Source organism: Polaribacter litoreus (assembly GCF_054584775.1).
The window spans coordinates 26,078-46,369 of sequence record NZ_JBTLRD010000011.1; the positions used below are offsets into that span (position 1 = coordinate 26,078).

General features: G+C 30.6%; 13 protein-coding genes and 1 pseudogene. 1 reads left to right on the plus strand and 13 read right to left on the minus strand.

Annotated features, from left to right (window positions below; genetic code table 11):
• Nucleotides 1-42 precede the first annotated feature (42 nt).
• The 8 genes from ACW9UN_RS10965 to ACW9UN_RS11000 form a co-directional block, all read right to left on the minus strand.
• Nucleotides 43-1,497 carry a TolC family protein gene (locus ACW9UN_RS10965; RefSeq protein WP_459486310.1) on the minus strand — a complete coding sequence of 485 codons (1,455 nt, stop codon included), beginning with the start codon at nucleotides 1,495-1,497 and terminating at the stop codon, nucleotides 43-45.
• Nucleotides 1,498-1,499: 2 nt separating this feature from the next.
• On the minus strand, nucleotides 1,500-2,864 hold the full coding sequence (locus ACW9UN_RS10970) for an ABC transporter permease (RefSeq protein WP_459486311.1): 1,365 nt from the start codon (nucleotides 2,862-2,864) through the stop codon (nucleotides 1,500-1,502).
• Nucleotides 2,865-2,868: 4 nt separating this feature from the next.
• Complete coding sequence (locus tag ACW9UN_RS10975; protein WP_459486312.1) at nucleotides 2,869-4,116, minus strand: efflux RND transporter periplasmic adaptor subunit; 1,248 nt, start codon at nucleotides 4,114-4,116, stop codon at nucleotides 2,869-2,871.
• A 94-nt stretch (nucleotides 4,117-4,210) separates the two neighbouring features.
• Nucleotides 4,211-6,430, minus strand: a complete 2,220-nt coding sequence (locus ACW9UN_RS10980) for an NADP-dependent isocitrate dehydrogenase (RefSeq protein ID WP_459486313.1) — start codon at nucleotides 6,428-6,430, stop codon at nucleotides 4,211-4,213.
• Nucleotides 6,431-6,914: 484 nt separating this feature from the next.
• Nucleotides 6,915-7,265 (minus strand): 50S ribosomal protein L19, encoded by a 351-nt coding sequence (gene rplS, locus ACW9UN_RS10985; RefSeq protein ID WP_459486314.1) that lies wholly within the window; start codon nucleotides 7,263-7,265, stop codon nucleotides 6,915-6,917.
• A 111-nt stretch (nucleotides 7,266-7,376) separates the two neighbouring features.
• Nucleotides 7,377-8,855 carry a glycosyltransferase family 39 protein gene (locus tag ACW9UN_RS10990; RefSeq protein WP_459486315.1) on the minus strand — a complete coding sequence of 493 codons (1,479 nt, stop codon included), beginning with the start codon at nucleotides 8,853-8,855 and terminating at the stop codon, nucleotides 7,377-7,379.
• Between the two features lie 34 nt (nucleotides 8,856-8,889).
• Nucleotides 8,890-9,564, minus strand: coding sequence for a tRNA (guanosine(37)-N1)-methyltransferase TrmD (trmD, locus tag ACW9UN_RS10995; RefSeq protein WP_459486316.1), 675 nt, complete (start codon nucleotides 9,562-9,564; stop codon nucleotides 8,890-8,892).
• 53 nt (nucleotides 9,565-9,617) lie between these two features.
• Nucleotides 9,618-11,075, minus strand: coding sequence for an energy transducer TonB (locus tag ACW9UN_RS11000; RefSeq protein ID WP_459486317.1), 1,458 nt, complete (start codon nucleotides 11,073-11,075; stop codon nucleotides 9,618-9,620).
• A 232-nt stretch (nucleotides 11,076-11,307) separates the two neighbouring features.
• Between ACW9UN_RS11000 and ACW9UN_RS11005 the strand changes: the two genes are divergently transcribed.
• Nucleotides 11,308-13,797 carry a M14 family zinc carboxypeptidase gene (locus ACW9UN_RS11005; protein WP_459486318.1) on the plus strand — a complete coding sequence of 830 codons (2,490 nt, stop codon included), beginning with the start codon at nucleotides 11,308-11,310 and terminating at the stop codon, nucleotides 13,795-13,797.
• Between the two features lie 406 nt (nucleotides 13,798-14,203).
• Here the strand turns inward: ACW9UN_RS11005 and ACW9UN_RS11010 are convergent, their stop codons facing one another.
• From ACW9UN_RS11010 to ACW9UN_RS11030, 5 genes and pseudogenes are all read right to left on the minus strand, one after another.
• Nucleotides 14,204-14,665 carry a hypothetical protein gene (locus ACW9UN_RS11010; protein ID WP_459486319.1) on the minus strand — a complete coding sequence of 154 codons (462 nt, stop codon included), beginning with the start codon at nucleotides 14,663-14,665 and terminating at the stop codon, nucleotides 14,204-14,206.
• 104 nt (nucleotides 14,666-14,769) lie between these two features.
• Nucleotides 14,770-15,772 (minus strand): annotated as a pseudogene (locus tag ACW9UN_RS11015) (aldo/keto reductase).
• Between the two features lie 3 nt (nucleotides 15,773-15,775).
• Nucleotides 15,776-18,709, minus strand: a complete 2,934-nt coding sequence (locus ACW9UN_RS11020; protein ID WP_459486320.1) for an FAD-binding and (Fe-S)-binding domain-containing protein — start codon at nucleotides 18,707-18,709, stop codon at nucleotides 15,776-15,778.
• A gap of 213 nt (nucleotides 18,710-18,922) precedes the next feature.
• A complete protein-coding gene (locus tag ACW9UN_RS11025; RefSeq protein WP_459486321.1) occupies nucleotides 18,923-19,573 on the minus strand; it encodes an HAD family hydrolase in 651 nt (216 codons plus the stop codon).
• Nucleotides 19,574-19,621: 48 nt separating this feature from the next.
• Nucleotides 19,622-20,260: an alpha/beta hydrolase gene (locus tag ACW9UN_RS11030; RefSeq protein WP_459486322.1), complete on the minus strand. Its 639-nt coding sequence runs from the start codon at nucleotides 20,258-20,260 to the stop codon at nucleotides 19,622-19,624.
• Nucleotides 20,261-20,292 lie beyond the last annotated feature (32 nt).

The following is a 20,292-nucleotide window of genomic DNA, read 5'->3' on the forward strand; positions in this document are numbered from 1 at the left end:
ATAAAATTCAGTGAAAAGATAAAAAAAAGTTAAAAAGCTGTATCAATCATAAATAATATCTTCGGTTTCTATTTTTTTATTTTCAATAAAATCGAATAATGTAAGCCTTCTTAACGTGTAATAATCTGTCCAAAATTTTTCAAGAGAATTTAAATAGCTTAATATAGATCGGTCTTTTTCTTGTAGTGCTAAGTTTAAATCTGTGATGGTTATTTTTCCTAGAATGAATCTTTTTTTAGTGATCTCATATCTTTTTATGGCAATTTCTTGTGCTTTTTTTGCTGTTTTTAAAAAGTTGCGTTGGTTTTGCCAATTTAAAACATGTAGGTAAATTTCTTGCTCAAATTCTTGTTGTTCAATTTCTATATTGGTAATTTCTAAGTCTTTATTGGCTTCTACCAATTTTCTACGAGATTTTGATACCCCCCAATCTAAAATAGGAATACCCACAGATACCACAATGTTTTGTTGTTGATTAAAATCTTGTAATAAATTATTAAATGTATCACCTTGTTGCGATATTCCAAAATTAGCCCTTAAGCTCATCTGCAATCTATTATTCCCTTTTACTTCTGCAACATCTTGCTCTGCCTGTAAACGTCTACGTCTAAATTCTATAACAGCTTTTCTATTTGCTTTCGCTTCTTCTAACGCTTTTTCTATGGTAACTGTAAATGTGGTTAATTCTTTTGGAGTTGATAACAAAATATTTTCAGTATCTAAAACCAAATATCTGGATAAATTTTGAGAGGTTCTTTTAAAATTGATTTCGTTAGAGATTACCTCATTTTCTGAATTTAAAACAGACAATTCAATTTGTAGCAAATCGTTTTCTGCAATTTTTCCCATTTTATATCTTCCTTTAGATATTTGAAATAAGGTATCTTGATTTGAAAAGTTAGATTTAGCAATTCTTGATTGTACTTGTGCTTTTAATAAAGCAAAATAACGTCTGCTTGTATTTAAAGAAATTTGCTCCATACGTTCAATAAATTCTCTTTTGGCTTCTTCGTAAATTAAAGGTTCAATTTTTTTATCCCATTTAAATTGGTTGTAAAAAAGAGAATTTTGCCTATAATTTATAGAAAAAGGTACTATAGAAAAACCTTTTGAATTATCTGCAAAATAATCTACCCTTTGCAGTTGAGAGCTTAAAGATATAGTACCACCTGTAAAGGCTAAATTTTGATTTAAAGATAAATTACCTTCTACTATAGACTGATTTGATTGCACAAAAATATCAACACCTTGGTCGTTTGTAAGTCTATTTATAGAGTTAGAATACGAAGGTAATGTTGCATCTAATCGTAGTTGAGGTAAAAAACCTGCTTTAAATCTTCTGTATCTCCAATAACTTGCCTGATTTTGATTTAATAAAGCTTTGTATTCTGGAGAATTTTTTTGAGCAGTTGCAATAGCCTGTTCTAAAGTAATTTGCTGCTGACCAAAGCTTAAAAAGTTTGGTAAAAAGCAAAAAATAATAAGTATTTTTTTCATAGTTATTCGTGTCTAATGGCTTCAATAGGGCTTTTGTTTGCAGCAGATCTGGCAGGTGCAATTCCAAAAATTAAACCAATTAATGTGGCTACAAAAAAGGATAATAAAATAGAACTTAGTGATAAAATGGTTTCGATTCCTGTAGAAATTTCTAAGATATAGGAGGATAAAACACCGAGCACAATTCCAATAATTCCACCACCAATACTAACCAAAACAGATTCTGTTAAAAACTGTAAGATTACATCTTCTTGTGTAGCTCCAATGGCTCTGATAATACCTATTTCTTTAGTTCTTTCTAAAACAGAAGCCAACATAATATTCATAATTCCAATACCTCCAATCAATAGAGAAATGCCAGCAATAATACTTAATACAATATTAAAAATTTGTTTGGTTTTTTGTTGTTGTTTTAATAGCTGAATAGGGATAGAAATTTCAAAATCTAGCATATCATTGTGCCTTCTTTTCAACATTCTGCTTAATACATCTGCAGTTGCATTTAACTCAGAAGAATTATTTACTTGAATCGTCAATTTATCAATTTGATGATAATTACCTCTCGGAATTCTTTTTTTTGGGCCTTGTTGATTTCCGAAAACCATCACATTTCCTTCTGGTAGAGGTTTATCGCTAATAATTTTTCGATCTTTATAACGTACCAAAAATGTTTTTATAGGGATGTAAACATCTTGATTTAGATCTCTAATTCCTAAATTTTCTTGTGCATTTTCAGAAATAAATTTTTCTTCGATAACCCCCACAACTTGCAACCAAACATCTTTTACTTTTATTTGTTTTCCAATAGCACTCTCACCAGTAAATAATTTTTTTTCGATTTTTTTACCAATAATACAAACAGGCATTGAGTTTTCGATTTGTACTGTCGAAAAGTTTTTACCACTCTCAATTTCAATATTTGATGTTGCAAAGAAGTCAGCAGAAACTCCTATTAATTTTACAGGGCTTTGTCTACCTTTTTTAATTACATAGGTTTCTAAAATAATTTCTGGACTCACAGTTTTTACAGAAGGTATATTTTTTTTGATGCTATGAACATCTAGCATATCTAAGCCCTTAGAAAAACGATCTGGAGTAAGACTACCTTCATCTGCTTCTTCATCATTATTATCCTCTTTGTCATCAGGTATAGGAGATATTACAATGTTGTTAACACCAACCAATTCTAATTGCGCTAAGATTTCTTTTTCTGCACCATTACCAATGGCAAGCATTGTAATTACAGCAGCAACTCCAAAAATAATTCCTAAAGAAGTTAAAAGCGTTCTCATTTTATTGGCTAAAATTACACGAACCGCTTCACTAAAATTAGACTTTAGTTTTTCTATATAGATTTTGTCAATCATAAACCTAATTTAGTTTGGCTATTGGTTCTTTTTCGTAGCCATCGGGTTTGTTTAGGTAAACAACATCTCCTTCAGCTAAACCTTCAGTAATAATCACGGCATCGTTATTAGAATCGCCAATAGAAACTTGTTTTTTTGTAACCGAAAATCCTGATTTTTTATATACATATGTAATAGAATCTTTAGAAAAAATAGACTCTAAAGGAACACTTAAAACATCTTTACGTTCAAAAGTTAAAATTTTGTTTGATGTGGTCATACCAGGTCTAATATTATCATTAGAACCATTTAGTTTTATAAGAACTTGAAAAACCTTAATGTCAGAACCTCGTTTTGTTTCCCCTACGTTGGCAACGCTTGTTACAACTCCATCCATTTCAATATCAGGGAAAGCATCAAAGCCAACCTTAACAGGTAGCCCTTCTTTAATTTTTCTTATATCAACCTCATTGGCGTAAGTTTTAGATTCCATTTTGGTTAGGTCTGGTAAACTAGCTATGGTTGGATTCCAAGGGCTGATATCAGAACCTACTTTTTTCTTAGAGCCATCCCAGTTTTTATCATAAGTAATCATACCATTTCCATCAGAATAAATGGTAAATGATTTTTGTAATTTTAATAAGTCGTTTAATTTTTTTCTAATCTTAGAAACTTGTGTACCCACTTCAACCATTTTAGCATTGGCTTGTCTCTTTTTAATTTTATAGTTTTCAAGTTTTTCTTTTAAATCTCTTTCTGCTTTTTCTAAATTTATTTCTAGTTTTTTTATGGTTGCAGGTGGTTCGTAAATAGATTGTTTTAACTCTAAAGTTGTTTCTTCCATACTAAAACGTAAATCTTTAATTGCGTTTCTTTCTTGTTTTAAAGTTAAAGTAGTGTCTAATTGTTGTTGCGTGTATTTAGATATTGCGTTTTCCAAATTTAATTCAGCATCTAAAATTTGTTCATTTACCCCACTTGGGTCTAATCTCCCTACATAATCGCCTTTTTTAACGATTGTACCTTCAGCAACCAAATCTTGAATTTTAACATTATTCAGTCTAAATTTTCTAAGATTATCAGGGCCTTTTATTTTTTTTGAACTTGTAGATTGAGCTTCGCCAGAGGTAATTACTTCGCTTAAAAAATCTCCTTTTTTTACTTCTGTTGTTAGATAAACATCACCTTCTGAATCTGGCGAAAAGTAATTGTAAATAAAGTAAATAGCAATTAGTGCAGCCACAGAAATGATGGCAATACGTTTTTTATTCATTAGTTTTGTTTTGGTTGACGACCAAATCTAACTAAAAAAGGGGTGCTAAATAGCACCCCTTATGTTAATGTTTTAAGAAAATTTATATTATTTTTTAAGCTAAAATGCTGTTTAAGGTGGTATTAGGTCTCATTGCAGCAATTGTTAAATCTTCATTAGGTTGATAGTAACCACCAATATTTACAGTTTTACCTTGAATTTCATTCAATTCAGCCACTATTTTTTCTTCGTTTGCTGTTAAGGTTTCAAAAATAGAAGTAAATTCTTCTTTCAATTCAGCGTTTTTATTTTGTTTTGCCAAACCTTCTGCCCAATATTTTGCCAAGTAGAAGTGAGAACCTCTATTGTCTAACTCACCCACTTTTCTTGAAGGAGATTTATCTTTATCTAAAAATTTATCTGTAGCATCATCTAAAGTTTCTGCTAAAACTAATGCTTTTTTGTTGTTGTTAGTGTTTCCTAAATGCTCTAAAGAAACAGCTAATGCTAAAAACTCACCTAAAGAATCCCATCTTAAGTGATTTTCTTCTAAAAATTGTTGAACGTGCTTTGGGGCAGAACCACCAGCACCAGTTTCAAATAAGCCACCACCATTCATTAAAGGTACAATAGATAGCATTTTTGCAGAGGTACCTACTTCTAAAATAGGAAATAAATCAGTTAAATAATCACGTAAAACATTACCAGAAACAGAAATGGTATCTAATCCCTTTACAATTCTTTCTAAAGTAAATTCTGTTGCTTTTGTTGGTGATAAAATTCTAAGATCTAAACCAGAAGTATCATGGTTTGGTAAATATGCATTTACTTTTTTAATAATTTCTGCATCATGAGCTCTATTTTCATCTAACCAAAATACAGCAGGAGTTTCGGATGCTCTTGCTCTTGTAACTGCCAATTTAACCCAATCTTGAATTGGTAAATCTTTTGTTTGGCACATTCTCCAAATATCGCCCTTTTCAACTGAATGCTCAATTAATAAGTTTCCTTCTGCATCTGTAACAATTACCTTACCATCAGCTTCAATTTCAAAAGTTTTATCATGAGAACCATATTCTTCGGCTTTTTGAGCCATTAATCCTACATTAGGTACTGTACCCATTGTTGTCGGGTCAAAAGCACCATTCTTTTTACAAAAGTCTATGGTAGCTGAATAAATACCTGCATAAGAACTGTCAGGAATAATAGCTTTGGTGTCTTGTAACTCGCCATTTGCGTTCCACATTCTACCAGAAGTTCTAATCATTGCTGGCATAGAAGCATCAATAATAACATCAGAAGGTACGTGTAAGTTGGTAATTCCTTTATCTGAATTTACCATAGCTAAAGCAGGTCCGTTTTTATAAGCCTCATCAATATCAGCTAAAATTTCTGCTTTTTTCTCTTCTGATACTTCGTTAAGATTACTTAAAACATTGCCAAAACCTACATTTGCATTTACGCCAATTTTATCAAAAGTTTCAGCATGCTTTTCAAATAAATCTTTAAAAAATACTTTAACAGCATGTCCAAAAATAATTGGGTCAGAAACTTTCATCATGGTTCCCTTCATGTGTAATGAAAGTAAAACTCCTTGTTTTTTAGCATCTGCAACGTGTTTTTCTAAGAAAGCAATTAAAGCTTTTTTATTCATAACAGTTGCATCAATGATTTCGCCAGCTAATAAATCTAAAGATGATTTTAAAACAGTTTCAGTACCATTATTAGCAATATGTTTTATGGTTATGTTGGTGGCCTTATCTACAGTTACTGATTTTTCGTTGTGTGCAAAATCACCTGTTTCCATAGTAGCCACATGTGTTTTAGAATCAGGTTTCCACTCACCCATAGAATGCGGATTTTTACGAGCGTAGTTTTTAATAGCTTTAGGCGCTCTTCTGTCAGAATTCCCTTCTCTTAAAACAGGATTAACAGCAGAACCTTTTACTTTATTATAACGTGCTAAAATTTCTTTTTCTTCATCAGTTTTTGCATCTTCAGGATAATTTGGAATTGCATAACCCAGAGTTTGTAGTTCTGAAATGGCAGCTGTTAATTGAGAAACTGAGGCACTAATATTCGGTAATTTAATGATATTTGCTTCTGGAGATTTTACAAGATCTCCTAAAATAGCAAGCGCATCCTCTACTTTTTGATCTTCAGTAAGGTAATCCGAAAAGTTGGCCAAAATTCTTGCTGCTAAAGAAATGTCTTTGAGTTCAATTTCTATATCAGAAGATTTTGTGAAAGCTTTTATAATAGGAAGGAAAGAACGAGTTGCTAAAGCAGGTGCTTCGTCTGTTTTTGTATATACAATTTTAGCTTTTTTGCTCATTGTTATTGGTGTTTATAATAATTTTAAGTGTTTTAGCTTTCTATTTAAAAGAAATCGCAATAGAGAAAGCGAGCAAATTTATGAATTAAAAGTGATTTTTTTAATGAAAAAATCTTATTAATTGGTGGGTTTTGTTATGATTTTGATAATTATTGAAAACGATTTCGTAAAAGAATAAAATATATGCAATATCCTCTAATTTTTTTACTATTATACGCGATTTTAAAATGTTTTTTTGGAGTGATTTTGCATTACTGTAGATTTACATAAAAGTTGTTTTCATCTCATTTTGGTTTTCAATTCATTGATAAAAATGATAGTATTAACATCCTTGTAATAAGCAAATAAGATGATTTTATAATTTGATTTTTGTATTGAGTTTGTTAACATATCAACCTAAAAGCAACAAACCATTTGGCGACTGTTTATAAAAAAAGCGTTGTGAAATTTCACAACGCTTTTTTTATGTTTTATTGAAAAGAGATTATCTTCTTTTTTCAGTAATTCTGGCTTTTTTACCAGTAAGACCTCTAAAGTAGTAAATACGTGCTCTACGTACTTTACCTCTTTTGTTAACTTCAATTTTTTGAATAGAAGGTAAGTTTACAGGGAAAATTCTTTCTACCCCTACAGTACCAGACATTTTTCTGATAGTAAATGTTTCTGAAGTACCAGTACCTCTTCTTTGAATTACAACACCTCTAAAAAACTGGGTTCTAGTTTTGTTTCCTTCTTTAATTTCGTAATACACTGTAATTGTATCACCTGCAGCAAATTCTGCAAATTCTTTTTTTGTAACAAATTCGTCTTGAACAAATTTTATTAAAGATTCCATATCTTTTAATTTTAAAGTTTTTCTAAAACAACATTCACGATTTTTTCGTCAGAGGTTAGTTTAGCGGTTGCAAAAGTAATACTTTTTTTTATTTGATAAAACTAAAATAAATTATTTTTTGTATTGATAATTGGTACAATAATATACCCAAAATTTGCGAACTTCTTTACCATTTATCTTTATGGTAATAGGTTTAAGTTCAGTAATTTGTTCAAAATAATTATTTAATATTTCAGGATGATTTCCTTTTTTATTGTGATTTTTAAATCGCTTATCAGAATCTATAAAAATGGCATTTTTTCCATTTAAGGTCGATAAATCATCACCCAAATAATCGAAATGTAAAGCAGGCAAACCAATGATGTTTTGAGCATACACTTTATCATCCATATAAAAATTTAAACAAGCCGAAGTTTTATAATTATCATCAGAAAAAACAAAAGTATTGGTATATTTTTCTTGTAATTTTTCGGTTTCTATGGCCAATTCTTTCCAACCTACCCAAGTATCATCACTTTTAATGGGTACTAAATAAAACAAAATTTGCAGGGCAATTAAAACATGAAAAACAACAGAAAAAATAACTTGAATTTTTAGCAATTTTTTGTTGATGAACATTCCTGCCAAAATAATTCCGCTAATGTAAGAAGGCATCATCCAGTTTAGTTTTACCCAATAAATAGGGGTTAAACTAAAGAAACCAACAAAAGTTGGGATAAAAAATGCCAGTAAAAATAAGGTTTTGGCTGGTGGCAATTTAAATTTTAAAAGGGCTCTTTTTATAAATTTAAAAGTAAATGTGATAAACACCAAAAACAAAACAGGTAGTAATAAAAATAGTTGATGCCCAATTGCCCCAAAGAAAAAGCCAGGATTCAATTTAAATTCTGAAATAGAACTGGTTCTTTCTGAAGATTGAAAAGCAAAAGAGGCAAATTCGTTTTGATAGTTCCAATACCAAACAGGAAAAGTGATTGCCACAGAAATGATTAAGCTCAACCAAAACCAAGGAGAAAGTAAAAATTTTCTGTGTTTGTTCGAAAAAATTACGAATAAAATTAATCCGATTTGTAAAACTAAAGCTGTGTATTTGCTGTTAAAAGCGAGTCCCATTGCAATTCCGCCAAGAATCCAATAGGCTTTTTTGTTTTCGAAAATTGCTTTGTATAAACAGATGATGCTCCATGTCCAAAATAATAATAAAGGTACATCTGGTGTAGAATTGAAAGATAAAATAGAAATAAATAGGGTAGAAGCTAGTAAAACAATGGCATTTTCTACTTTTTGTTTGGATAAAAAATAAGAAGCTAATTTGTAAAAACTGAATAAGGTTAAAGACGTAATTACAAAATCGGTTAGTTTTACTACAAACACAGTTTGCCCAAAAATGTCTGTAAAAAACCGTAAACAATAACCTATCATTCCTGGATGATCGAAATAAGATAAAGACAAATTCTGACCATATAAATAATAGTAAGCATCTTGTGGCATTAATCCCATAAATGGGAGTAAAATCAATCGAAATAATTGAAATCCTAAAACCCAAGAAATGGCTTTGTTATTTTTTATGAAGCTTGTTATTGTATTCAAAAGGGCTTGTTTTTTATAAAACCTGAAATGTCTATTAATCTATTAAATCTGGTCTAATCTCTTCTGTTCTTTTGTAAGCTTGTTCGCTTCTCCAATCATCAATTTTAGGAAAATTACCCGATAATAAAACTTCAGGTACTTTCATACCTTCAAAATCTGCAGGTCTTGTGTACACAGGAGGAGATAATAAATTGTCTTGAAAAGAATCTGTAAGTGCAGATTGTTCATCACCAATAACCCCAGGAATTAAACGCACAACAGCATCAACCAAAACTGCAGCAGCCAATTCGCCACCTGTTAGAACATAATCGCCAATAGAAATTTCTTTGGTAATGTATTTGTCTCTAATTCTTTGATCTACACCTTTATAATGCCCTGTAAGAATTAAAATATTTTCTTTTAACGATAGTGTGTTTGCTGTACTTTGATTTAGTGTTTTTGCATCTGGAGTCATATAAATAATTTCATCATACGTTCTCTCTGCTTGTAAATCTTTTATACAATTGGCAATAGGTTCTATCATTAAAACCATACCTGCACCACCACCAAATTGGGTGTCGTCTATTTGTTTGTAATTACCTAAACCGTATTTACGTAAATCGTGAATTACAATTTTTGCCAAACCTTTTTTTTGCGCCCTTTTTACAATAGAATGATTAAAAGGACTTTCTAATAAATTAGGTGCAACTGAAATAATATCTATTCGCATTTTACAAATGTATGAATTTAGTTGAGTAAGCCTAAAAATATATAAGCATTATATTAATCTACAATTATTGTAAAAGGTATTCTATATTTTACATTTACAGGGTTACCATTTTGATAGCCAGGTTCAATTCTAGGCATTTTTCTCATTACTTGTACAACTTCTCTTATAATAGCTGCATGTGGTGCGTTTACATCAATATCAAAAATTTTACCTTCTTTACTAATTTTAAATGCTATAGATACTTTTTTTCTACCTCTAGAGAAACCTATTCTTTTGGGTAACTCTGCATCAAATTTTTTCGAAAAATGCATTTGTACACTTTTACTAAAACAACTTTTACCTTGGGCAACAGTTTTAGCTTTTTCGCAACCAGGAAATATAGGAGGTCTTTCGAAACCAACTACAGAACTGGTATTTACAATTGCTTCTTTGTTTTGAAAAGATAGTATTTGAAGTATATAAGTATTCAGCTTTCTTTTTTCGGTAAAATTGAATTTCTCTAAAGGATAATCCTTAAAAAGTGTTTCAATTTTTTTTGCTAATGAATTGGATTTTGCAACTACCTTAGTATTAAAAACTGTATGATTTTCATCAATTTCAAAACTGATTTTTAGCGTTTTGGTAATTCTGCTCAAATTCGATTTTTGTAGATCTTCTTTAGTAAGGTTTTCTTTTAAATAAACAGAAAAATCATTGGTTGTACTTGGTTTTGTAAAATTTATAAATCCATCATTCAACTCCTTATAAACCATGTCTTTATTTTTTGTCAATCTAATTTTAAAACTATGGTTGGGCGCATAAAAAGTGCTGTTTTTAGTAGAGGATTCAATTAAAAAAGGAAAAGAGTTTAATACACGATTGATTTCAGTTTTATAAATACCAGCAGCTTCTTTATCTTTATTTATCAATTTGCCATATTTATTGACAGAAAATTTTATGATAAGTTCTGATTCGTTTTTTAAAGGACTACTGTTCAATAAACTAAAATTTGCTTTGTCGTAAAAATGCTTTTTCACCTCTAAATTCAAACAATACTTTATGTCTTCATAAAGGTCTAAGTCTTTACACTCCGAACAAACAGGTGGTTTTTCTACAATAACCTTAGAGCTACAGTTAAAAATTTTTCTGCTGCCTTTTTTACTAATAATTTGTAAAGAATATTTATGCTTACTGCTTAAAGAATCATACCCAATATACTTTTTAAAATAATCTCTAAAAGTACTTTTAATAGCCGTATAATATTCTTCTGAGCCTCTAGACGTAACGTTTAATTTATAAGGTTCTCCTTGTTGATTGATGTAAAAAGAAAGGATTATATTTTTTTTGTTATTAAAGAATTGTGCTTTTCTAAGCAGTTTTTTATCAACGTTTTCTTTGAAGTATAATGAGAGTTGATTCTTCGGATTTGGATCTGAATATTTCTCGTAATCAAAGGGTTTTGTTGATTGAGAATAAATTATTAAAATTGAAAACAACAGAAGTAATGTTGTAAAATTTTTTTTAGTTTTCATTTTCATTTCTAAGCGATTTTATCGGCTTTAAATATAAAAAAAGTTCTCATATTCACGTCTCAAATAGTGAGCAAATACTTCATTTTAAAATGATGAATATAATTTAAAACGATTGTTATCCGTATATCTGTAAGTATAAACCTCGCTAATAATCTCCAAAAATGTGCTTTTTAAACGTAATTATTAACTCTTTGATTCCTTATATTTGTTACATATCAAACTTTTTATACAAATGAAAAAAATATTCTTACTAGTTTTTTTGAGTTCACTTTCTTTAACAGCACAAAAAGTAAATTTATCGTATTATCTACCTAAAAACACCACTTTTAATCCTGAAATTCCAACGCCAGAATCTGTAATAGGTCACGAAGTAGGAGAGTGGCATATTACACACGACAAATTGGTAGAATATATGAAAGCTTTAGCAGCATCTTCAGATAGAATTTCAATAGAAAGTAGAGGAAAAACTTATGAAGATAGGCCCTTATTATTGCTTACAATTACATCACCAGAAAATCATAAAAATTTAGAAAATATACGTAAAAAACATATCGAAGCTACAGATAATAGCACCGTAGATGTTTCTGATCATCCAATTGTGGTTTACCAAGGATTTTCTATCCATGGTAACGAACCAAGTGGCTCTAATGCAGCATTAGCAGTGGCATATTATTTAGCTGCAGCACATAATATAGACGATTTATTAAACAATGTTGTGATTCTTTTTGATCCTTCTTTTAATCCTGATGGATTGCAGCGTTTTGCCTATTGGGCTAACACCAATAGAAGTAAAAATATCAACCCAGATCCTAATGATAGAGAATTTTCTGAGATTTGGCCAAGAGGCAGAACCAATCATTATCAGTTTGATATGAATAGAGATTGGTTGCCTGTGCAATTGCCAGAAAGTACTGCAAGAATTGCAAGTTTTCATAAATGGTTGCCAAATATTTTAACTGATCATCACGAAATGGGTAGCAACTCTAGTTTCTTTTTTCAACCAGGAATACCAAGCAGAACAAATCCGCTAACGCCACAAATGAACCAAGATTTAACCAAAGAAATTGCAACTTATCATGCAAAAGCGTTAAACAAAATTGGTTCTTTATATTATTCTGAAGAAAGTTATGACGATTATTATTATGGTAAAGGTTCTACTTTTCCAGATATTAATGGTAGCATAGGTATTTTGTTTGAACAAGGAAGTTCTAGAGGACATGCACAAGAAACTGAAAACGGAATTTTAACCTTTCCTTTTACCATCAGAAATCAGTTTACAGCAGCTTTGTCAACTTTAGAAGCTGCAAAAAATATGCGTGTAAAAATTTTAAAATATCAACAAGAATTTTACAAACAATCTAGAAACACAGAATCAAATAAAGCTATTGTTTTTGGTGATGAAAAAGATGCTGCTAAAACGTATCATTTGGCAGAAGTACTAAAAAAGCAACATATTAAAATTCATGAAATAAAGGCCGATTTTACCGAAAACGGAAAAACTTTTAAAAAAGGGTACAGTTATGTGGTGCCTATGAATCAGAAAAATCAACGTTTGGTAAAAGCGATGTTTGATGTAAGAACTAGCTTTAAAGATAGTTTGTTTTACGATGTTTCTGCTTGGACATTTAACCACGCATTTGGGGTAGATTTTGCCGAAAACGTTTCACTATCAAAAGCAGGAAGTGAGATTAAAGATTTAAAAATGAAAGCGGGTTTTGTTTCTGCTAAAAGCAATTATGGTTATTTAATGGCTTGGAACGAATTTTATACACCAAAAGCGTTAAACACTATTTTACAAAAAGAAATTCGTGCAAAAGTGTCTATGAAAAACTTTAAAAACGCTGGTAATGCGTATGATTACGGAACTGTTTTTATTCCTGTTCAAAATCAAAAATTAAATGAGGTAGAATTATATCAATTTTTAAAAGAAGTGGCTGCGGATAGTCATGTTAGTTTTACAGCAGTTACAACAGGTTTAAATGATGGGATTGATTTAGGAAGCAGAAATTTTGCAGCAATTACAACACCAAAAGTAGCAATGATTGTTGGTGATGGAGTAGCTGGTAATGATTCTGGAGAAATTTGGCATTTGTTCGATCAACGTTTTGATATGCACATTACACGTTTAGATACAAGAAACTTAGCTAGAATTGATATCACTAAATACACGCATATTATAATACCAAGCAGTAGATTAGAAAAAAATGTTATTGAAAAAATTAAAACGTGGGTACAAAATGGAGGTATAGTAATAGGCTATAAAAACACAACTAGATGGTTGAGCAGTAATAAAATGATTAATTTAACTTTTGAAAGTCCGAAACGAGATGCTGTAAAGAATGTTACTTTCGAAAACCGATCTTTAAAATCTGGAGCTCAGGTTATTGGAGGAGCCATTTTTGAAGCCAAATTAGATAGAAGTCACCCAATCAACTTCGGTTATAAAAACGATAAAATTGCACTATTTCGTAATTCTACCATGTTTTTAAAAGCTGATAAAAACAGTTATAACAACCCTATTCAATATTCGGCTAAACCATTATTGAGTGGTTACATTTCTAAAGAAAACTTAAAAGTAATTCCGAACACAGTACCTTTTAAAGTGCAACGTTTTGGTAGAGGTAGAGTTATTGTTTTTACTGATAATACTAACTTTAGAGCTTTTTGGTTTGGAACAAATAAGTTGTTAATGAACACTATTTTCTTTGGTGATAAGATGTAAAAAAACAGATTTTCATTTAAAAACCATTGATTCTTAATATATTATATTTTTACGCTTTGAAACGAATGTCATTTTGAGAGAAATGGAGAAATCTTAATTTAAATTTGAGATTGATTAGCAATACTATTTGCTTCGCAAGCTACTTTCAATAAAAATTTATGTTTATCTCAGTAATATTTGAAATGACAATCTGCTGTTTTTCAGTAAAATAAATCAGTATCAACCTGAAAAGCTATACCCAGCTCATGTAAAAAGCAAGTAGTAAAATGTAGATCAGAGCAATTTTCTTATCGAAATCAAAAAATATAACATCAATTAAAATTACAAAAAAACTTATGTTTTTAATTTTTTTTAATTGATGTTTTGCATTGGTGAATTACCCTTTTAATGAGTTTGAATGGATAGCTTAAACTATTTTATGCTCACTTAACATCACTTTATCGTGATTTTTGTAAAACATCATCACTACAAATGACCCAATAAATACAGAAGCCATCCCTTCAATTAATAAGGTTATAAATAATTCTGCTAAAGATAAATCTCCACCAATTAAAAATGAATTATTCATGCTCAATAAAAATTCAGGATTTATAAGTTCTACGTATCCAATTACGCCAATTATAGATAGTAGAACAGATAAAGCAGCTGTTTGCAATCCTAAACCTAAATTGGTAATATAGTTGGTTTCTTTGTTGATTTTAATATTTGTGGTAATTGCTTGCCTAATACCGATAACAACAAAGATTAAGTTTAGAAAGCGTAAATAAGGGTTTTCATGTACTCCTATAAGTTTTGATATAAAAAAGAATCCTCCAATTAATACTGTTGTTAAGATTCCATATTTTAAAATAATTTTTGTTTGGCTCATTTTTGTTTATCTTTTTTAATTAATAGTTAAACAAAGTTAAGCATATTTATAAAGAAACTATCTTAAAGAAACTTTAAAACTTTTATTTATAAATGTATAAAGTGTTAATTACCAAGTATTTTATTGATATTTTCCAATTCTTGATCAGCAAAAACTGTGTTTTCAGTTGCTTTTAAGCTATCTAAAATTTGACTCGTTTTGCTTGCACCGATTAAAACGGATGTTATTTTTGGGTCTCTTAAAATCCATGCAATTGCCATTTGGGCTAAGTTTTGATTTCTATTTTTAGCAATTTTATTTAAGGCTTTAATTTTTGGAAGCATTTCTAAAACCATATCAGTTTTTAAATAACGACCATCTTTTATGGCTCTAGAATCTTTTGGTAAACCTTTAATGTATTTATCTGTTAACATGCCTTGCGCTAAAGGAGAAAAGCAAATGGCACCAACTCCAGTATTTTTTAATAACGCTAGCAAGCCGTCTTCTACCCACCTATCAAATAGATTGTATCTTGGTTGATGAATTAAGCAAGGGGTTCCTAAAGTCATTCAAAATTTTAAAAGCTTTTGCAGCTCTTTCTGGTTGATAATTCGAAATTCCCACATAGAGTGCTTTGCCTTGTTTTACTAACAAATCTAAAGTGCCCATTGTTTCTTCTAGTGGCGTATCATAATCTGGTCTGTGATGATAAAAAATATCCACATAATCCAAATTCATTCTTTGTAAACTTTGGTCTAAACTAGAAACTAAATATTTTTTCGATCCAAAATTTCCATAAGGACCCACCCACATATCATAACCAGCTTTAGAAGAAATAATCAACTCATCTCTATACTTTTTAAAATCTTTTTTTAAAATTTTACCAAACGTAGTTTCTGCAGCACCATAAGGAGGCCCATAATTATTTGCCAAATCAAAATGCGTAATTCCATTATCAAAAGCGCATTTTACTAAGTTTCTAGCATTTTTAAAATCATCATTTGCCCCAAAGTTATGCCATAAGCCTAAAGAAAGTTCAGGTAAAAGCAAGCCGCTATTTCCGGTTCTTCGATACTGTATTTTGCTATAGCGATTTTTATCAGCTACATATTTCTTTTTTTTACTCATAACTTAAATTAAAGCTTCTTTTAATAATGTAATAGGATGCTTGGCTGTACGTTTTGTACCATCATATATTTGATGACGACAACTTGTACCAGCTGCAGCAATTTCAGTATCTGAACTACAATTTCTTACTTTAGGAAACAACGTATCTTCACCAACCTGCATACTTACTTTATAGTGTTCTTTTTCATAACCAAAAGAACCAGCCATTCCGCAACAGCCTGTATTTAAAATAGTTACACTGTAGTTTTCTGGCAGGTTCAATACTTGAAAACTAGCATTTGTACCAGATAATGCTTTTTGATGGCAATGCCCATGAATTTTTAACGTTTTCTCTTCTTTTGTAAAGAGGCTTTTATCAATATTTCCTTTTACAATTTCTTTTGCTAAAAATTCTTCAAAGGTAAACGTGTGTTGAGCTATTTTTTCTGCGGATGATTTATCGTCTGCTAATCTAATATACTCGTCTCTAAATGTCAAAATAGCTGAAGGTTCAATACCAATTAATGGTGTACTCTCAGAAATAATATCTTTAAAAATTAAAATATTTTTATTACAAACAGCTTTGGCTTCTTTTAAAAAACCTTTCGAAATATAGCTTCGAGCACTTTCTTCGTGATTAATAATGTTGATTTTGTAGCCTAGTTTTTCTAAAAGATAAACAGCGTCTTTTCCTATTTCTACGTCATAAAAGTTGGTGAATTCATCATTGAAAAGATAGATTTTTTTATTTTGAGATTTCTCGACTGCGCTCGAAATGACATTCTGATTTGAATTGTTAGAATGTTCTTTATACCAACTATTTAATGTTTGTTTCGCTAATTTAGGAACGCTTCTTTCTACAGCAACGCCCATAGCAGTTTTTGCTAAATTAGTATTTAAAACTAAATTGGCTAAAGAAGGTGTTAGACTACCAATTTTATTCAATTTGGCATTGTTTGCAAACAATTTACTTCGAAAAGAATAGCCATTTGTTTCTTGATACTGATATAAAAACTCTGCTTTCATAGTAGCAATATCTACGTTACTTGGGCATTCAGAAGCACAGGCTTTACAGCTTAAGCACAGGTCTAAAACTTGCTTTAATTCTGGGGAATCAAACTTGTTTTTCGCGGAATTATTGGTTAAAACTTCACGAAGAACGTTTGCTCTTGCTCTTGTAGTTTCACTTTCGTTTTTTGTTGCTCTATAACTTGGGCACATGGTTCCACCAGCTTCTACAGGCTTTCTGCAATCTCCAGAACCATTGCATTTTTCAGCAAGTTTTATAATGCCTTCACTATCAGAAAAATCTTGAATGGTTTCAATTACAGGTTCAGTTCTATCAATTTCATAACGTAGGCTTTTATCCATGGCAAAAGCATCTGTTATTTTTCCTTTATTGAATACGTTATTGGGGTCAAATGCTTTTTTTATTCTTCGTAGTAATTGATAATTGTTTTCACCAATCATTAACGGAATAAATTCTGCACGTACAATTCCATCTCCATGTTCACCAGAAAACGAACCTTGGTATTTTTTTACCAATTTTGCAGTTTCAGTAGTTATTTTTCTGAATAAGACCACATCTTCCGACTTTTTTAAATTCAGAATTGGCCTTAAATGCAATTCGCCAGCACCAGCATGTGCATAATACACCGCGTTTTGCTGGTATTTTGTCATGATTTTGGTAAACTCTTCAATATAATCAGGTAAATCTTCTAGAGCAACAGCAGTGTCTTCTATACACGCTACAGCTTTCATATCACCAACCATATTTCCTAAAGCACCTAAACCAGCTTTTCGTAAATAATGCACTTTAGCAATATCTAAACCATAAACTTTTGGGTAATGATATCCAAAGTTGTATTTTTTCAAATCAGCTACTAAATTGTCTGCTAAAAGTTCTGCTTCTGGTAAGGTATTGGCAGCAACTTCTAGCATGAGAACAGCTTCTGGATCACCTTGTAAAAAGAAACGATTTTTAGCCAATTCACGATTATTTTTGGTACAATCTAAAATGGTTTTATCCATCAGCTCACAATTGTATAAATTGTGATTCATAGCTGTTAATGTTGCTTTAAGACTTTCATTTATACTTTTAAAATGAGAACAAACCATAATGCTCTCTTTTGGGGCAACATCGTCTAGTTGTAAAGTAATTGCAATTGAAAAAGCTAGAGTTCCTTCGCTTCCTGCTAATAATTTAGCGATATTTATTGTTGGTTCTGTACCTCCAAACAAATCAGATTTAAGAAATTCATCTACAGCATAACCAGTACATCTTCTGTGAATGGTTTCTTTTGGGAATTCTTTTTTAATTTCTTGCTGTACAGCTGCTGATGAAAGTTCTGAGTATATGGACCTGTAAATTTTGCCTTCTAACGAATTTTCTTTGGCTTTATTGATGAATTCTTTGGATGTAATTTCTTGAAACGTAGCAGTACTACCATCACTTAAAATGGCATCAATTGCCAATACTTTATCGCGTGTAACACCATATTTAATAGAGGTGCTTCCAGACGAATTGTTACCTACCATACCACCAATCATACATCTGTTAGAGGTTGAGGTGTTTGGACCAAAAAATAAACCATAAGGTTTTAAAAATACATTTAGTGAATCTCTTACAATACCTGGTTCTAATTTTATGGTTTTGGCTTGTTCATCAAATTCAAGAATCGAGGTAAAATGCTTGGAAACATCTACTACAATTCCATCACCCACACATTGGCCAGCTAAAGAAGTTCCAGCTGTTCTAGGTATTAAAGTGATGTTATTTTTTAAAGCAAAATCGATTAAAATTTTGATGTCGCTATCGTCTTTTGGAAAAGCAACTGCTAACGGAATTTTACGATATACAGAAGCATCTGTTGCATATAATGTTTTGTGTAAATTATCGTATAAGACATCACCAGAAAGTGTGTTGTGCAAAGTCTCTAAAGTAGAATTATCAATCATTATTTTCTATTGAAAAGGAAGTCTTTTTGCAAATATCCGAAAAGTATTTTCAAAATAATAAGAAGATGATATCGATTGTGAATTTTTATTGAATTTGTAAAAGTTAGTTTTAATAACTGAATTTTATGTAACTTTATTTTGATATACTACGTTTTATACTTCCTTGAAATCCATTAAAAAAATCAATTTAGGTTGTTGTATGTAAAAGAAGATTTAAGATAAAATATCAATTAAATCTAATGGGTTTTGTAAAACATGTTTGGCTCCATTAGTAATGAGTTCTTCTTTGGGTCTGTAACCCCATAATACACCTACTGCAAGCATATTTGCATTTTTAGCAGTTTTCATATCTATGCCAGTATCGCCTACGTAAATTATTTCTTCTGTTTTAATTTGCAGTTTTTTACTTATTTCAAGAGCTCCAAAAGGATGTGGTTTTTTGTAAGCTTCAATAGTTAAGCCACGTACATCACTAAAATAATTGGGTAAAATTGTTGTTACAATTTTCTTTGTAAATTCATTTGCTTTATTTGATAATACACATAATTTTACATCGCGTGAAATTAGTTCGTCAAGGAGTTTAATAATATCTTGATATGGTTTTGTTTTGATTGTGCAATTATTACTATATACCTCTAACATGGCCTTATAACAAGCTTCAACTTGTTTTTCATTTCGTTGGTTAATTGGTAATGCTTTTTCCACCAAACTTCTAATGCCACTTCCTATAAAGCTTTGATGTTTTTCGTAACTATGCGTAGGATGGTTGAGGTTTTGGAGGACAACATTCATAGAGTCTGCAATGTCGTAAAGCGAGTCAATGAGTGTGCCATCTAAATCAAAAATAATGGCTTTATATTTCATGTTATGTAATTTTAAGTTGTGCAGAATTGAGTTTTTAAAATTAAAAAATTACAAACGTGCTTCTATCCAAGATTTAAAACTGTAAAAGTTTTGAGGCGCCACTCCATGACCAACAGGGTACTCTGAATACTCGTTTTCTAAACCTAATTTGTCTAAAAAAGCTTTACTTTGTCTTGCCCATTCTATAGGTAAAACTTGGTCTACAGTACCATGAGAAGAATAATAATCTGTTTTTATAGCATCTGAAATTTGTTTCGGAATCATATCATGATTGATATAACCGCTTAAAGCAATAATATGATTTACTTTATTGGGATATATAAAACTTAAGGAATAACTTAAAATAGCCCCTTGGCTGAACCCGAGTAAAAAAGTTTTGTTTGGGTTTGTGTTGTATTTTTCTTTGATTTCATCAATAAAAACAGCAATTTTTTCAATAGAAGCTTTGGCCTGTTTTAAATCTGAAAACTTACCATTTTTATCATCAAAATTAATGGCATACCAAGCATAACCGCCATAACCCATTTCGTAAGGTGCTTGTGCACTTACAATTAATAATTCTTGGGGTAATTCTTCAGCAAAAGAAAATAAATCTTGTTCGTTACTTCCATAGCCATGGAGTAAGATTAACAAAGGTGGATTTTCGGTTTTTACCAAAGGCTCTCTAACAATATAATGTAAACTCATAATCTTATAACTAGATTTCTGTTTTATAGCAA

Coding starts and splice junctions, on each gene's coding strand:
- ACW9UN_RS10965 (WP_459486310.1), bottom strand. CDS start 1,497: ATGAAAAAAATACTTATTATTTTTTGCTTTTTACCAAACTTTTTAAGC.
- ACW9UN_RS10970 (WP_459486311.1), bottom strand. CDS start 2,864: ATGATTGACAAAATCTATATAGAAAAACTAAAGTCTAATTTTAGTGAA.
- ACW9UN_RS10975 (WP_459486312.1), bottom strand. CDS start 4,116: ATGAATAAAAAACGTATTGCCATCATTTCTGTGGCTGCACTAATTGCT.
- ACW9UN_RS10980 (WP_459486313.1), bottom strand. CDS start 6,430: ATGAGCAAAAAAGCTAAAATTGTATATACAAAAACAGACGAAGCACCT.
- rplS (WP_459486314.1), bottom strand. CDS start 7,265: ATGGAATCTTTAATAAAATTTGTTCAAGACGAATTTGTTACAAAAAAA.
- trmD (WP_459486316.1), bottom strand. CDS start 9,564: ATGCGAATAGATATTATTTCAGTTGCACCTAATTTATTAGAAAGTCCT.
- ACW9UN_RS11000 (WP_459486317.1), bottom strand. CDS start 11,075: ATGAAAACTAAAAAAAATTTTACAACATTACTTCTGTTGTTTTCAATT.
- ACW9UN_RS11005 (WP_459486318.1), top strand. CDS start 11,308: ATGAAAAAAATATTCTTACTAGTTTTTTTGAGTTCACTTTCTTTAACA.
- ACW9UN_RS11010 (WP_459486319.1), bottom strand. CDS start 14,665: ATGAGCCAAACAAAAATTATTTTAAAATATGGAATCTTAACAACAGTA.
- ACW9UN_RS11020 (WP_459486320.1), bottom strand. CDS start 18,709: ATGATTGATAATTCTACTTTAGAGACTTTGCACAACACACTTTCTGGT.
- ACW9UN_RS11025 (WP_459486321.1), bottom strand. CDS start 19,573: ATGAAATATAAAGCCATTATTTTTGATTTAGATGGCACACTCATTGAC.
- ACW9UN_RS11030 (WP_459486322.1), bottom strand. CDS start 20,260: ATGAGTTTACATTATATTGTTAGAGAGCCTTTGGTAAAAACCGAAAAT.